The 15,080-nt window shown below is 70.4% G+C and carries 13 protein-coding genes; 7 read left to right on the top strand and 6 right to left on the bottom strand.

Annotation, left to right across the window (positions count from 1 at the left end):
• The first annotated feature begins 58 nt into the window (after positions 1–58).
• The 3 genes from VZL07_RS06245 (at position 59) to VZL07_RS06255 (ending at position 3,080) form a co-directional block, all read left to right on the top strand.
• Entirely contained in the window at positions 59–1,138 is a 1,080-nt protein-coding gene (locus VZL07_RS06245; protein WP_426757245.1) for a D-alanine--D-alanine ligase family protein, read from the top strand.
• Positions 1,050–1,517, top strand: coding sequence for a GNAT family N-acetyltransferase (locus tag VZL07_RS06250; protein ID WP_426754424.1), 468 nt, complete (start codon positions 1,050–1,052; stop codon positions 1,515–1,517). Before VZL07_RS06245 ends, VZL07_RS06250 begins: the two co-directional genes overlap by 89 nt.
• A gap of 63 nt (positions 1,518–1,580) precedes the next feature.
• On the top strand, positions 1,581–3,080 hold the full coding sequence (locus VZL07_RS06255; protein WP_426754425.1) for a transglutaminase-like domain-containing protein: 1,500 nt from the start codon (positions 1,581–1,583) through the stop codon (positions 3,078–3,080).
• Positions 3,081–3,101: 21 nt separating this feature from the next.
• Here the strand turns inward: VZL07_RS06255 and VZL07_RS06260 are convergent, their stop codons facing one another.
• The 4 genes from VZL07_RS06260 to VZL07_RS06275 all read right to left on the bottom strand — a co-directional run bounded on the left by VZL07_RS06260 (position 3,102) and on the right by VZL07_RS06275 (position 8,141).
• Positions 3,102–5,192: a thioredoxin domain-containing protein gene (locus VZL07_RS06260; protein ID WP_426754426.1), complete on the bottom strand. Its 2,091-nt coding sequence runs from the start codon at positions 5,190–5,192 to the stop codon at positions 3,102–3,104.
• Between the two features lie 362 nt (positions 5,193–5,554).
• Positions 5,555–6,265 (bottom strand): TenA family transcriptional regulator, encoded by a 711-nt coding sequence (locus VZL07_RS06265; RefSeq protein WP_426754427.1) that lies wholly within the window; start codon positions 6,263–6,265, stop codon positions 5,555–5,557.
• Positions 6,235–7,155 carry a GNAT family N-acetyltransferase gene (locus tag VZL07_RS06270; protein WP_426754428.1) on the bottom strand — a complete coding sequence of 307 codons (921 nt, stop codon included), beginning with the start codon at positions 7,153–7,155 and terminating at the stop codon, positions 6,235–6,237. The genes VZL07_RS06265 and VZL07_RS06270 overlap by 31 nt, the downstream gene beginning before the upstream one ends.
• Complete coding sequence (locus VZL07_RS06275; protein WP_426754429.1) at positions 7,152–8,141, bottom strand: DUF3419 family protein; 990 nt, start codon at positions 8,139–8,141, stop codon at positions 7,152–7,154. Before VZL07_RS06275 ends, VZL07_RS06270 begins: the two co-directional genes overlap by 4 nt.
• Positions 8,142–8,171: 30 nt before the next feature.
• Between VZL07_RS06275 and VZL07_RS06280 the strand changes: the two genes are divergently transcribed.
• From VZL07_RS06280 to VZL07_RS06290, 3 genes are read left to right on the top strand one after another with little or no spacing between them, the layout of a single operon-like run.
• Positions 8,172–9,104 carry a fatty acid desaturase family protein gene (locus VZL07_RS06280; RefSeq protein WP_426754430.1) on the top strand — a complete coding sequence of 311 codons (933 nt, stop codon included), beginning with the start codon at positions 8,172–8,174 and terminating at the stop codon, positions 9,102–9,104.
• Positions 9,097–9,993, top strand: a complete 897-nt coding sequence (locus VZL07_RS06285) for a phosphatase PAP2 family protein (RefSeq protein ID WP_426754431.1) — start codon at positions 9,097–9,099, stop codon at positions 9,991–9,993. The genes VZL07_RS06280 and VZL07_RS06285 overlap by 8 nt, the downstream gene beginning before the upstream one ends.
• Before the next feature lie 6 nt (positions 9,994–9,999).
• Entirely contained in the window at positions 10,000–10,494 is a 495-nt protein-coding gene (locus VZL07_RS06290) for a nuclear transport factor 2 family protein (RefSeq protein WP_426754432.1), read from the top strand.
• A 4-nt stretch (positions 10,495–10,498) separates the two neighbouring features.
• Here the strand turns inward: VZL07_RS06290 and VZL07_RS06295 are convergent, their stop codons facing one another.
• Positions 10,499–11,764: an MFS transporter gene (locus VZL07_RS06295; protein WP_426754433.1), complete on the bottom strand. Its 1,266-nt coding sequence runs from the start codon at positions 11,762–11,764 to the stop codon at positions 10,499–10,501.
• Positions 11,765–11,828: 64 nt separating this feature from the next.
• On the bottom strand, positions 11,829–12,488 hold the full coding sequence (locus tag VZL07_RS06300; protein WP_426754434.1) for a CPBP family intramembrane glutamic endopeptidase: 660 nt from the start codon (positions 12,486–12,488) through the stop codon (positions 11,829–11,831).
• A gap of 297 nt (positions 12,489–12,785) precedes the next feature.
• On the opposite strand from VZL07_RS06300, the gene VZL07_RS06305 reads away from it, so the two are divergent.
• On the top strand, positions 12,786–15,014 hold the full coding sequence (locus VZL07_RS06305; protein ID WP_426754435.1) for a S41 family peptidase: 2,229 nt from the start codon (positions 12,786–12,788) through the stop codon (positions 15,012–15,014).
• Positions 15,015–15,080: the final 66 nt, after the last annotated feature.

The following is a 15,080-nucleotide window of genomic DNA, read 5'->3' on the forward strand; positions in this document are numbered from 1 at the left end:
TCCTCACGTGCGGACTGTGATGAAGGCAGGGGACGTGGTAACCCTCCGCCACCACCGAATGCACATCATCCTGCTGCACAACCGCGACCACGACCTCATCGAGGACGACCCTGGGCGGGAGGCCCGGGAGGATGTGGTCCGCGTGGTCTCCGCGCTGTCCGATGCCCTCAACCGGGGCGACACGCTGGCCGAGCCCCTCGCCATCGAAGGGGACCGGCTCGACTTCGTGGAGACCCTGCGCCGGCGCCAGCCCGACCTGGTCATCAACCTCTGCGAGTCCCTGGCGGCCGACAGCCGCGGAGAGATGGCGGTCCCCTGCCTGCTGGACGCGCTCGGGCTGGCCTATACGGGCTCCTCCGCGCTGTCCCTGGGCCTGGCGCTGCACAAGCCCAAGGCGAAGGAGGTTCTCACCGCGCGCGGCGTGTCCACCCCGCCCTTCCGCGTGGTGGAGCGGCTGGAGGATGCGCTGGCGGTGGACCTGCCCTGGCCCCTCATCGTCAAGCCCGCGCGCGAGGACGCCAGCATGGGCGTGACGTCCGAGTCCGTGGTGCACGAGCGCGCCGCGCTGGTGCGTGCCTGTGACGCGGTGCTCCGCGAGTTCCATCAGCCAGCCCTGGTCGAGCAGTTCATCCCCGGGCGCGAAATCTATGTGCCGCTGCTCGGCAACCAGCCGCGCCAGCCGCTGCCCCTGACGGAAATCGTCTTCGGCCGTACGTTCGAGGACAGGCCCAACATCGTCTCCTACAACGCGAAGTGGGAGGCGGCGTCGGAGGAGTACCGGGACACGACCAGCGGCCTGTGCCAGGCGGACGCGGCGCTGGAGTCCCGTTGCGTGCAGGTTGCACTGGAAGCCTTTGCAGCGCTGGACTGTCAGGACTATGGACGGGTCGACCTCCGGGTGTCCCCGGAGGGCGTGCCCTACGTCATCGACATCAACCCCAACTGTGACCTCCATCCGGACGCGGGATTCGCCAAGGCCGCCCGGGCCGCCGGCATGGACTACCCGGCCCTGGCGTCCCGGCTCGTGGAGGTCGCCCTCGAGAGAGCACATGGACATCCGTCCCATCGAAGAAAAGGACCGGGAGCCAATCGCCGCGCTGATTCGAAGGATCGAAACCTTCTCGCCGCAGGAGGTTGAGGTCGCCATCGAGCTGGCGCACACCGCGCTCCAGAAGGGCAACACGGACTACGCCATCATCGTCGCGGACCGGGACGGCCAGCTCGTGGGCTACATCTGCTACGGCCCCACGCCGATGACGGAGGACACCTACGACCTGTATTGGATTGCGTCCGCACCGGAAGTTCGCGGCCAGGGCGTAGGCGCCGCGCTGGTATCCGCCATGGAGGGCGACCTGCGCCGCCGCAACGGGCGCCTCATCCGCGTGGAGACGAGCGCCACCGAGGCCTATGGCCCCACGCGTGGCTTCTATGCCTCCATGAAGTACGGCGAGGAGGCCCGCATCCGCGACTTCTACAAGGTCGGGGACGACCTCATCATCCTCACCAAGCGGCTGTAGTCCGCGCGCCGGGCGGGCGGGCGGGTGAAGACAACGGCCCCTTCCCTCGTTAGAAGGGGCACGATGACTCGCACGCACAGACTGACCTCCCTGGCCCTCGTGTCCCTGTGCGCCCTGCTGTCGGGCGCACCGTCCGCGCTCGCGAAGGCGCCCGCGTCGACGGCGAAGGCCGCCGCGGCGCAAGCCCCCGTCTCGGACGTGGTGAAGGCCGTCCGGCCCAGGGGCGGCGAGTACTTCGGCCTGTACCTCATGGACAAGAAGGTCGGCTGGCTCTTCACCGACCTGGAGGTGCTGCCGGGGACCCCCGCCCGGGTGAAGACGACGAACCAGCTCGTCTTCAAGGCCATGGTGGGCTCGCGCGTGTCCGAGCGCATGCACCACGAGGAGCGCATCTACGAGGCCAGGCCCGGTGGGCGCCTGCTGTCCTTCGTGGTGAAGCAGACCGGTGACGGCGGCACGCAGACGCTGGAGGGCATGGCGACGCCGGACGGCGTCCAGGTGGTGCGCAAGCGCCCGGGCCGCGCCGACGAGAAGCTCCCCAGGCTGCCCCCCGCGAAGGAGCACGTGGAGGACGCCGACCCGCCGCGCGTGGCGCTGCTGCGCAAGGCGAAGGTGACGGGCTTCTCGCTGGACGGCATGGACCTGGAGTCCTACGGCCTCACCACCACCGTGGAGCCCGAGGAGCAGCGGGTCATCAACGGCGTGAAGGTGAAGCTGGGCAAGGCCGTCACCGTGTCGGAGAAGGAGAAGGTCCCCGTCGTCTCCTACGTCACCCAGCGCGGAGAGATGGTGCTGGTGGACTACGGCACGACGATGCAGGCCCGGAAGGAGACCGAGGCCGTCGCGAAGCGGCTGGACCTGGTGGAGGTCTTCGGCCTCACGCGCGTGGTGCTGCCCAAGCCGCTGCCCGACTCCGCGCGCACGGTGCCCGGCAGCGTCAAGCTGGTGGTGCAGGGGCTGCCGGAGAAGTTCCAGGAGCAGACGTACCGTCAGCACTTCAAGAAGCAGCCGGACGGCAGCGTGGAGGTCACCCTGTCCGCCGCCGCGCCCACCACGCGCAAGCCCCTGCCGCTGAAGGACCCGGAGGGTGGGGAGAACCTCAAGTCCACGCTCGTCGTGGAGAGCGACGCGCCGGCCATCCGCGAGCTGGCGAAGAAGCTTGTCGGCAACGAGAAGGACGCGTACCGCATCGCCCAGAAGGTGAACACCTGGGTGTACTCCAACCTGGAGAAGGACTACGGCGCCAGCGCGGACCGGGCCACGGACGTGCTCAGCCAGAAGAAGGGCGACTGCACGGAGCACTCGCTGCTGTCGGTGGCGCTGCTGCGCGCGGCCGGCGTGCCCGCCCGGCGCGTGGACGGCGTCATCTACATGGTGAACCAGGACGGCGTGCCCGCGTTCTACTGGCACGAATGGGTGGAGGCCTTCGTGGGCGAGTGGACGCAGCTGGACCCCACCTTCAACCAGGTGGTGGCGGACGCCACGCACTTCGCCTTCGGCAAGGAAGGCAACGCCGAAATCACGCCGCTCATCGGCGCGCTGAAGGTGACGGCCGTCAAGTGAGGCACGCCGCGCCGGCCCCGCTCAGGGGCCGGTGAGCGCCGCCAGCCGCTGGGACAGGACGTCCGGCTCGGTGACGGGCAGCTCGCAGACGAAGCCCCGGCACAGGTAGGCCGCGCCCCGGCCCTTCACCGGCTCACGCCCCTCGAAGATGTCCTTCAAGAGCGGCGGCACCGGCTGCCCCGCCGCCTTCCAGCCCACGGAGACGGTGGGCGTGAAGGCGCGATCCATGGCGGCCCGCAGCAGCGCCACCTCCTCGCGCGAGCCCGCGAGCGTGACGGCCGCTGCTCCCTCCAGCAGCGCATCCGCCGCCAGCCCCAGGTAGCCGTACCCCATGGCATTGCTCACCAGCGCGTCGTGCATGCGCGACACATAGCGCTCCGGCAGCTCCAGGTGCCGCTTGTCACCGGTGAGCGCCGCCAGCTCCACCTGCGCCTCCGTCAGCGTGGAGGCGCCGGACGGGAAGGCGTTGTCGAAGAGGCCATACGTCGCCACCACGAGGTCCTTCTGTCCCCGGGGCGCGGTGAGATACGCCGCCTTCTCCGCGTCCCAGAAGAGCGCCACCGCGCGGCGCACCAGCGCGTCCGCCGCCTCCAGGTACTTCGCGTCGAAGGTGGCTTGATAGAGCGCGGTGAGGCCCGAGGCCAGGTCCCCGTAGTCCTCCAGGAAGCCGTCGATGCGCGCCTGCCCCTCCTGGTACGAGCGCGCCAGCCGCGTCCCGTCCCACGCCTTCTCCAGCACGAAGTCCGCGGCGGCCGCGGCCCACCGGGCCCACTCCGGCCTGTCGAAGACGCGCGAGGCGAGCGCGAGACCTCGAATCATGAGCCCGTTCCAGCCCGCGAGCAGCTTGTCGTCCCGCCCCGGCTTCACCCGCTGCTCGCGCACCGCGAAGAGCGTCCTTCGGGCGGCGGCCAGCTCGCGCGCCACCACGTCCTCCGGCACCCCGCGCTCCTTCGCCAGCGCCTCCACCGGGACGACCACCTCCAGCACGGTGGCGCCATGCTCGAAGTTGCCGCCGGGCTGGATGCCGAAGTGGCGCAGCACCAGCTCCGCTTGTGACTCCGGCAGCGCCGCGCGCACCTCCTCCGGCTTCCAGACGAAGAACTTCCCCTCCTCGCCCTCGCTGTCCGCGTCCTGCGCCGCGTAGAAGCCGCCGCCCGCGTCGGTCATCTCGCGGCGCACGTACTCCACCGTCTCCTCCACCACCTTGCGCCACAGCGGCCGGGGCTCCACCTGCTGCGCCTGCGCGTAGAGGTGCAGGAGCTGCGCGTTGTCGTAGAGCATCTTCTCGAAGTGGGGCACGAGCCAGCGCTCGTCCACCGAGTACCGGTGGAAGCCGCCCCCGAGCTGGTCGTAGATGCCGCCCAGGGCCATGCGCTCCAGCGTGAGGAACACCGCGTCCTTCAGCGCCGCGCCCCCGCCCCGCCGCCACGCGCGCAGCATCAACGCGAAGTTCATCGGGTTGGGGAACTTGGGCGCGCCGCCGAAGCCGCCGTGCACCCGGTCCACCTGCTTCGCCATGCGCTGGCCCATGGTCACCACGTCCGCGGCCGTCAGCGCCGAGGGCGCGGCCTCCAGCCCGTAGGTGGCCAGCTCGCCCAGTCCCTCCTCGAACTGCGCCGCCTGCCGCTGCACCTCCTCCTGCTTGTTCTCCCACGCGTCCCGCAGCGCCATGAGCAGCCGGGGGAAGCCCGGTCGTCCATAGCGGTCCTGCGGCGGGAAGTAGGTGCCGCCGTAGAAGGGCTTGAGGTCGGGCGTGAGGAACACCGTGAGGGGCCAGCCGCCGCCCTGCCCCATGAGCTGCACCACGCCTTGATAAATCTGGTCCAGGTCCGGCCGCTCCTCGCGGTCCACCTTGATGTTGATGAAGCCCTCGTTCATCAGCCGGGCCGTGTCGGGCGACTCGAACGACTCGTGCGCCATGACGTGGCACCAGTGACAGGCGGAGTAGCCCACGGACAGGAGGATGGGCTTGTTCTCCGCCTTCGCCCGCGCGAGCGCCTCCTCGCCCCACGGGAACCACTCCACGGGGTTGTGCGCGTGTTGGCGCAGGTACGGTGACGGTTCCCGGGCCAGCCGGTTGGGAGTGTCGGGTGACGGAGGGAGCGTGGACATGCTGTCGAGATACGAACCCGCTCCGAGCCGGGCAAGCCGAAAGCACCGGAGGGACGGTGGCCAACAGAGGGCTGGCGGGCCTGGTTCGGCGTCGTGTCTTCGCCCCCACCTACGATTGGCATTGGGCCCAGCGGTTGGACTGGGGCTACTTCGACCATCCGCCGCTGGTGGCGTGGCGCATCGCCCTGCTGGGCATCGAGGGCACGGCGCTGCTGTGTGGCGTGGGCACGGTGGCCGCGGCGTGGGGACTGGCACGCGACGCGGTGAGCGTCAGCGCTCGGCACCTCCCCGCGCGGCACGCCGCGGCACTACACAGCCAGCGGCGTGGCCCGGGAAGGCCCGGCGCCCACGCTGAGCCCGCCTCACGCCGTGCGCCGACCACGCGCGCGGAAGAGGTCGTCATACAGGCTCGTGAGGAGGTGCCCTCCCAGCGCGAGCCCCTGCTCAATCACCTGCGCCGCCGCGGCCTCCGCCGCATGAGGCGCATCGAGCTGCTGATAGAAGCCCTCGGCGTGCTGCTCGTCGAGGTCCGCGTGCGTGGGGTAATGCACCACCTGCGCCGCTTCCAGCCAGCCGCGCGAGACGATGCCGCGCCCCAGCGCCAGGGAGACTCCGCTGAACAGGTCCTCCATGATGCCGAAGACGGCCAGCCCGACGAGCGGATCCTCGAACGCGGCGACGCCCGTCAGCGCGGCGTTGAAGGCGCGCACCTCCGGCCATGGCACCAGCAGGTCCGCGCGCGCGGAGGGGACCCCGAGGCGCTCCAGGAGCAGCCGGAAGGTGGCTTCGTGGCCGTGCGCCAGGGTGCCACGCCCGTGCTCGTCGAAGATGTTCTCGACCAGGGGCAGCCGCTGTTCCGCGTGGGGGAGCCGGCTGGCGAGCACCGCCATGGGGCGGGAGAAGTGCGCGACGGCGGCGTAGAACTGGCGCTGCGTCTCGACGAAGTCCTCGCGCGCGAAGGTGCCCTCCCGCAGTGCGCGAAAGTAGGGCGCCTCCAGCACATTCCACTCCGCCTTCAGCCCGGCAATGTGGTGACGCAGCTTCAGATTTCGGACGAGGGAAGGTGCACCCATGCGGGCCTATGTACTGGAAAGGACAGGTCCAGTGAATAGACGGTGCACACGGAGTCGGGCGCAACGCCTGCTTCGCGCAGCCAGCGGACATGGTCCTCCAGCCGCTCGTCGATGCTGAAGCAGGCCAGCGCCGCCTCGCCTCGCGCCGTCAGCGCCTCACCACAGGTGCGCAGGTACGCACCCCAGCCGTGCGTCCAGTGCTCGGGCGGCGCCGCGAGGTGGACCAGCGGCCAGGGACACCCCGTCGAGCGCAGCTGAAGGTCCTTGCTCCCGGCGGTGGTGCACCACCCGGCCCCCTCCAGAGGGCGGCCCGGCGCGGGGCCCAGACACAGCCCATGGCCCTGGGGCCTGGGAGGAGCCCCACGCATCTCCAGCGTCGCCAACCGGGAGGGAGGGACGAAGTAGAGCGCGAGCCGGCTCGCCGGGCGCCCCATCCGCAAGGGATTCCAGCCCCGGGCCGTGTGCATCACATCCCCCCGGGACCCGCGCATCGCCGCGCCATAGAGGAACCGCGTCCGCCGCAGGGGGGGAATCAGGAAGAGCTGCTTGAGCCCCTCCAGCAGCAGCCGCGTCGACAGGCCGGTGCCCCGCACGTGCCGCGCCAGCTTGAGGTCGCAGATGTAGAGCGCGTCCACCGTGCGCGTCCCATGCGCCACGGGCCGGGCCACCCCCGTCACCGAGCCCAGGAGCTCGTCACCACGCAGGGCCAGCAGGAAGTACGCCTCCCCCATGGAGGAGAAGAACGGGTGGTACGCTGGGCCGTGGTCGATGAAGAAATGGTCGGCCCCGTCCCCGAGCGGATAGAGGATGCCCTGCTCCAGCAGGCGCAGCCGTTCGACGTAAGGCCCGAGCGTGTCGGGCCGGGCAACGACGAAGCGCACGTCATTCATGGGTGGATGGGCTGGCGGAAGCCGACCTCGATGCGCTCGTAGAACAGGCTCCGGTCGCGGGCAAGCAGCGCCTCGCCGAGCGCGTCGTCGAACGCGAAGGCCGGGGTGAAGAAGCGGCGAAGGTCCCGGCGGTTGTTGAGCTGCCGGAGGAGGATGGCACACCCGGGCCGCGCCTCCCGCGCGAGCAGCGCCGCCCACTGCGCCACGAGCGCGTCCTCCGACCAGTCGAAGATGTTGGACAGGGAGATGACGTCGAAGCGCCCCAGGTCCGGGACATCGGGCAACGAGCCCTCGACGAGCGTCAGGGGCACCGGGCCCGGCGCCCGCAGGTACTCGGGCGCGTCCGCGGCCAGATAGCGGCCCAGCAGCACGTGCTGGAGGAACGGGTTGCGGGGCGCATCCTCCCGCTGGAGGCCCCGCTCGAAGACGCGCTGGAAGTAGCCCGGGTACGAGCCGGGCTCGGCATGCTGCGTGGCCGCCGGGCCGAACATCGCGTGCAGCAGCGGCGCCGCCAGCGCCAGCTCGAAGGCCACGGGCCAGTAGGGCGAGCCGAACCAGCGGGTGCGCAGCGCCTGCCGCCGCGAGGCGTCGGTGTCAGGGGCGAAGAAGGTTGCCAGCTCGTGCGCGGGTGCGACGAACTCCTCGATGAAACGGCGCAGCGTGCGGAAGAGCCCCTCGAATTCACCCCGCTGATTCAGCGCGGCCGGGTCCTCCGCTTCCACGTTGAAGCCTGACAGGGGGAGCTGGCCCAACCCCGCCGCCTTCTCCCTCACATGCGCCAATTGACGCGGATTGAAGTCGAAGCCCACCCGCTCGACGCCGGGATGGCGCAGCGCCAATGTCAACAGCGTGCAGCCACCCGAGGCCACCGTGAGCACGGCCTTCGCCCGCGTGCGCTCGACGAGCGCCAGCTCCAGTTCGGGGTCCTCCCGGACCACGGCGAACTTCAGACGCGCTGGTGGCGTCGAAACCAACAGGGATTCCATGCCATGCTCCTAGCTCAAAACCAGGCGACAATGCCCCTCGAAACCAACACCCTGACGCCCTCTCGGCTGCGCGAACTCGAACAGGTCGATGCCCGGCACGTCCCGCGGCTCCTGAGCTTCCTGGCACTCTACCTCGGCGCGGGGACGCTGGCCGTCGTGCTCGCCAGACGCGACGTCTCGTTCGCTGGCGCGCTGCTGCTCGCGCTGCTCTACCTCCTTGCCGCCGCCTCGCTCCATGGCATCAGCCTCTTCACCCATGAAGCCGTCCACGGGGGACTGGCGCGCCGCCCCTGGCTGAACCGGCTGGGAGGCATGGCCTGCGCGCTGCCGGTGCTCCAGAACTACGCGGCCTACAAGGTCCTGCATCTGAGACACCACGCCGACCTGGGCGGAGGGAAGGACCCGGACCACTATGCCAACTACACCGGGCGGCGCTGGCTGGAGCTGCTCATGCACATCGGCCGGCTGCTGCTGGGCTACCCGGCCTACATCACCATGATTCCCATCCTCGGGTGGCGCAAGGGCACCGCCGCCGAGCGCCGGTGGATTGCGCTCGAGGTCGCGCTGGTCCTGGCCGGGCTTGCGCTCGCCGTGGCCTTCCTCCCCGGACAGGTCCTGCTGCATGCCTGGGGAATCCCCATGCTCATCCTCAACACCCTGGTGAACGTGCGAGGCATGAGCCAGCACACGTTCCTGCCGGAGAGCACCCACCCCGTCCGGGGCACGCGCACCATCCTGTCCAACCCGGTGACGCGCTTCTTCATGTGCAACGAGAACTACCACCTGGAGCACCACCTGTACCCCCGGGTGCCCTGGTACAACCTGCCCGAGCTGCACCAGACGCTGCGCCCGGCGCTCGTCGCGCAGCAGGCGCCCTTCATCCCCTCCTACTTCTCCTTCGTGCGCGGCGTCGTCACGGGCGCGCTCATTCGCGAAAGCAGGCAGGCCGCGCCGGATGCGTAGGTGGCCCTATCTGCACGAAGTCTTGCTGGGGCTCTTCGGAGGGATTCTCGCACTCGCGCTGCTGGTGGTCGCGGGGCCGTCAGCGCCCGAGGGCTGGACGGCCCTGGCCCTCACCGTGCTCTTCCTGGTCGCCGTGGGCGTGGCGGCGCGCCACGATGACGCGGCCCACGCCTTCCGTCTGCGGCTGCTCTTCGCCTACGGCGTCACGTTCTTCCTCTACGCCTTCGTGAAGCAGGCCGTCCCCGCGCTCGGGCTGGAGCCACGGGACACCCTGCTGCTGGCGGCCGACACGCGTCTGTTTGGCGTCACGCCCGCGGCATGGCTCCAGCGCTGGAGCAGCGCCTGGGCCAATGAGTTGTTCAGCGCCAGCTATCTCGCCTTCCACGCCTACCTGCACCTCGCGATGGCCCAGGCCCTGCTCGGGCCACGCAAGCGAGCGGAGGACTTCTTCGTCCGCGTCTTCTCCGCCTATGCGCTAGGAATCGCCGGTTACTTCCTGGTGCCCGCGCTGGGCCCCGCCGTGGCCTCTCCGGAGCTGTTCACCGCGCCCATCACAGGAGGCCCCTTCACCCGTCTGAACGCGGCAGTGGTGGCCCAGGGCTCGTCCGCCTATGACGTCTTCCCGAGCCTGCACACGTACATCACCCTCGTCCTGTTGAGCCATGACCGGGTCCATCATCCACGGCGGCTCCGCGTGATGGTGCCCGTTGCGGTGGCCATCATCGCCTCCACCCTGATGCTGCGTTACCACTATGCCGTGGACCTGCTCGCGGCCTTCGTGTGGTTCGGCGCCTTCAGCGCGAGCTTTCCCCGCCTCCGCGATGCCTGGGATGCCCGCTGGCGCGCCCCGACCAGCCGTGTCAGCCTGACGTCTGACTTCAGGGGGTGACACGACATGAGAGAGAAGGACACGCAGTACATCCTGGATTGGATTGCCATCCAGGAGCTGGTGGCGGAGTACGGGCAGGCCATCGACTTCGGACGCGACACCGGGGATTGGAGCCGCTGGGTGAATGTCTTCACGCCCCAGCTCACCGCGGACTACAGCCGGCTCTTCGGCGGCGAGCCCATCACCCTGGCCCGCGAGGAGATGGGCAAGCTGGGAGGTGACGCCCTGGCGGCTTTCAGCCGCGTCCAGCACGCCACGGCGAACACCGTGCGCACCCACTTCAAGAGCGACACCGAGGCGCAGGTCATGGCCTACGCGGACGTCGCCCACTTCTTCACCGCCGGCGGCGCTCAGCAGGAATGGACCGTCGTCATCCGCTACACCCATGACGTGGAGAAGACGTCCGAGGGCTGGCGCATCCGTCGCGTCATGCTCGACCCCATCCACTTCCGGGGCAACCCGATGGGCCTGGACTTCGTGAAGGGCAAGCGGCTCGTCTGAGGGCTCACGTCGGTTCGCGCGTTGTGGCGCTCCGCCGCAATGCGCCCGGAAGCCGCCAGGCGACCAGGAGGGTGGCGAGCGCTCCGCCAGCACCCGCCACCATCAGCGTCACCGGCGCGGACGTCGCATCGAGCAGCAGGCCCCCGGCGACGTAGGACAGCCCCGCGGCCACGCCGATGGCGCCATAGAAATTGCCAAACACCCGGCCCCGCATGCCCGCGGGCACCCACCGCTGGATGAGCGTGTGGCTGGCGACGTCCATGGCCGCGATGCCCACCCCGCGCACCGCCTGCATCGCGAACGCCGCCCAGACGGCCCAGGCCAGTCCGGTCAACAGGTTGCCCACGCTGCTCACCGCGAACCCCAGCACCAGCATCACCGGCATCGCCGCGCGTGCGCCCAGCCGCGCCATCAGCGCGTAGCCCGCGACCAGCCCCAGCCCCACCGCGCCCAGGAGCAGCCCCACGGCGGAGTCCCCCGCCTGGAAGGTCTCCTTCGCGAGCAGCACCAGCGCCACGTCATCCACGCCGTTGAAGGCCACCACCGCGCAGAAGCCCAGCGCGACAACGCGGGCCACGGGGGCCCGCCAGACGTAGACGAGCCCATCCCGCGCCTGCCGGAGCAGCGACACGGGCGGCGCGTCACCGCCCTGCACGGGCGGAACGGACGGCAACGCCATCAGCAATGCCGCGGACAGGAGGAAGGACGCCGCGTCCACCAGCAGCACGCCACGGAGGCCCACGAGCGGGAACATCGCCGCCGCGAGCAGCGGCCCCAGCGCTTCAGCGGCCTGCGTCCCAAAACCCACGCTGGAGTTGGCGGCCTCCAAGTCCTCACCGCGAACCAGCGCGGGCACAGCGGCGCGCGAGGCGGGCTGGAACACCTGACCGGCAATCGAGCGCGCGGCGACCAGGGCCAGCAGGATGGGCAATGGCGGCATCGTGAGCGCGATGAGCGCCAGGAGCGCTCCCTGGACGAGCTCGCAGGCCACCATCACCCGCTTGAGGTCGAACCGGTCACTGAGGGCACCGGTGATGGGCCCCAGCAACGCCGGCGCGAAGTCCCCCACGAGGAGCAGCAACGACACGGCCAGCGCCTGCCCCGTGCGCTCCGCCACATAGAGCATGAGCGCCACCAGGCTGAGCGAATCTCCCGTGAAGGAGATGACGCGCGCGGCCCAGAGGGCCCTGAACGCCGGGTGGCCGCGCAATAACTGGAGCGCCCCCGTGCCGCGTCCGTCCGAGCCTGTCTCAGTTCCGGGTGCGGGCATGCGCCGGGTGTCCCCTCGCTCCAGATTTCAAGGGCGACACGGGAGAGGGGCTCCGTGGCACGTCTCAGCTCCCTCCCGCGGCGGACAGGGCGGGCGCCGCTCCCGGAGGAGGCGGTGCTTCTGCCCACCCGGGACGTCCCCGGCGCAGCAGCACCGTGAAGCCAATCGCCAGCGCGAGGGTGAGCCCTCGCGCCAGGTTGGCCTGCGCGCCGCCCAGCGCCGTCGTGTCCACCGCGAACAGGCCCCACCACAGGTTCATCAGCGCGTGCATGCCCATGGGCACCCACAGGCTCCCCCAGCGCTCCAGCAGCCACGCGAAGAAGACGTGGCCAGCCCCCGTCACCGCCAGCACGCCCGCCGTATCCACAGGGGAGTATTCCGCCTGAACCGCTTGATAGAGGTGACCGAGCGCGAAGGGCACCAACCCCACCATCGCCGCGCCCCAGAATGACCATCCGGCCCGACGCCGCAGCTGGCCGAAGAGGAATCCGCGGTACAGCACCTCCTCCGCCAGAGGCGCCATCACCGCCGTGGTGATGGCGCCCCGCAGGCTCAGTGCCGTTCCAAAACCCGCGGCCCAGCCGTAGACGAGCAGCATGGGCGAGGTCGCCAGCAGCGAGAAGGCCGCTGCGTGGAGCGGTGACGCCCCTGTCCCCAGCTCGCGGAAGGCAGCCGCGGGCCGCAGCCGGTACAGCAGCCCAAGCCCGAGGACACAGAGCAGCACCTGCGCCCCCTGCCACCCCCATGTCCGCGGGCCATCGGGCAGCATCCGCCACAGCGGGAGCAGCGGGAGCAGTGCATCGGCGACGATGAAACAACCGATCGTGAAAAACGCGACCACCCAACGCGGCGGTATCGGCCTGCGCGACATCCGGGTCCTCTCTGTGCGTCCGGCACCCGCTACGCTACGCCGACCCCGCGATGGCCCGTCAAGCGCACGTCCCATCGATATAACGAGGCGGTCTCACCGTTCGTACGCAGGCGGAACATTCATCCGCATCCCTCGGAAGAGAGCAACGACATGACGCTCCTGCGCGGAACGACGAAGACCGGAGGCCCTGCCACGTCAACGCTCACCAGATGGCTGCTCGCGGCGGCCTGTGCCGTCCAGACGGCCTGCGGCGACGACCCTCCCGCGCCGCCAGCCGAGCCCCCTCCGCCACAGGCCGTCGACTGGTGCCCCCACGTCACCTCCGGCCCCACCAGCACCACCCCGGCGCCCCTGGCGATGTCCGAGGCCCACGCCCTGGTCCGCTTCTTCAGCCCCGGCAGCTACTACAGGGAGATTGACGCGGCGCTCACCGCCGCGCTGGAGGGACCCACCATCGACTGGGATGGCGTGGCGCGGGCCTACGCGGAGGCACTCGAGGACGTCTGTGCCGGGGCGTCCACCGCCCCCACGGCCCTCTCCGAGGTGCGGGTCGAGCAGCACGACGCAGTCGCGGTCATCCATCCCGGCACGGGTGAGCCGGTGCTCCCAGCGGGCACCCGGGCCGTCGCCATCGACCTGCGCGGCCTGCCCGCCGCAGCGGGGCTGGAAGACGCGCTGGCTCGCGCCATCGCCGTCGCCAGCGCCCAGCCCGTGCCACGCGCAGCGGCCCGCGTGCGCGTCCACTCCGGCATGACGGACGAGCAGAACGCCGCGAGCGTCTACAAGAACACCACGCGGCTCCTGGACTCGCCGGCCTACCCCGCCACCGGGACGGCGGAGCTGCCCGTGGTGCTGCTCACCGGGCCCAGATTGCCGCCCGCGGCGGCGCGCTTCGCGGTCGACCTGCGCGCGGCACAGCGAGCCTGGCTGTGGGGTGAACCCGTGGCGACCGCGGTCGCCGAGTCTCGCTGGGTCGCCCTGGGCGCGCAGGGCGTCTCGATTCGGGTATCCCGGCTCGAAGACGCTTCCGGCCCGCTCCCGGACCTGCTCCCCGCGGACCGGGCGCTGACGGACGCCCTGGCCGACAGCCTGCGCGAGCTGCCCGAGCTGGGAACACCTCCCGCGCTGGAGCGGAGCGCGGCGGTCGCTCGCGCGGGCGTCGCACGGCGCGGGCCCCAGACGAGCGCGTCTCCCCGGGTGGAGCAGACGGCGGGCGTCGCACGCGCGGCGCTCATCATCACCCACGGCGCCATGCGGCGCTTCTTCCCCTACTTCCCGGTGGTGGGAGATGGCATCGACGCGCGGCTGGAGGAGACGCTGGCCGCCGTGGATGCGGCGCCCGTGAGCCAGCTCCGCACCCGGGACCTCCTGCGCCGCTTCTCCGAAGTCCTCCAGGACGGCCACGGCTTCGTCTTCACCTCGCCCTCCCCTGTCATTGGCATCCTCCCGGCATTGCTGGAGGAGGTCGCAGGTGGCGACGTGGTGGTCCGCCGCTCGCTCGTGCCGGAGTTCCGCCCGGGGGACACCCTGGTGCGCGTGGGCGACCGAACCACGGCGGACTGGTACGCCGAAGAGCTCGCCCGCACCTCCGCCGCCACCCATGGCTACCGGCACGAGCTGGCCACGCGCCGGCTGCGGGAGCTGACCGGGCCGCTCTCGCTCGTGATGCGCTCCACGGACGGCACCGAGCGCACGGTGGAGGCCCAGCCCTGGACGGGCGGCAACATCGTCGAGGCGCTCGGCACCTCCCCCTCACGACGTGACAGCGGCTGGCTCAGCGACCTGGGCGCGCCGTCGCTCTACTACATCACCATGAACAGCGACGTGACCACGAACCTGGACGCCGCCATCCGACACGTCGAAACCGCGTCGACTGCCCAGGGGCTCATCGTGGACATGCGCGGCTACCCCGGATTCAGCCACTACGATTTCATCCGGCACCTCATCCAGGGCCCCTATGTCAGCCCGCTCTTCCGGACTGGCCGGTGGACAGGGCCGGACCAGCACGACATCCAGGAGGAGCAGTACTCCTTCACCGGCAGCACCACCCTGGCCTTCACCGGCCCCATCGTGCTGCTCGTGGGACCGCGCTCGGTGTCCGCGGCGGAGAACTTCTCCACCATGCTGGTCGCGGCGAACCGCGTCCGGGTGGTGGGGCAGCGCAGCGCGGGCACCAACGGCAACATCACCAACCTGATGCTCCCCGGCGGCTTCCGGTTCACGTTCACCGGCATGGAAGTTCTCTATCCCGATCGCTCCACATTCCATGGCGTGGGAATTGTCCCGGATGAAGAGATTGTGCCCACGACAGAAGACCTCGCATTGGGCAGAGATTCAGAGCTGCTAAAGGCTATCGAGCTGCTCCAAGCAAGCAATTAGACGTCTGCCTGACTGAGCGCGGATGGCGCCTTTAGACATACGCGGGGGAAGCGGCAGGATGGCCTT

Origin of the sequence: Pseudomyxococcus flavus (assembly GCF_050038885.1) — a bacterium.
Taxonomy (GTDB): Bacteria; Myxococcota; Myxococcia; order Myxococcales; family Myxococcaceae; genus Myxococcus; species Myxococcus flavus.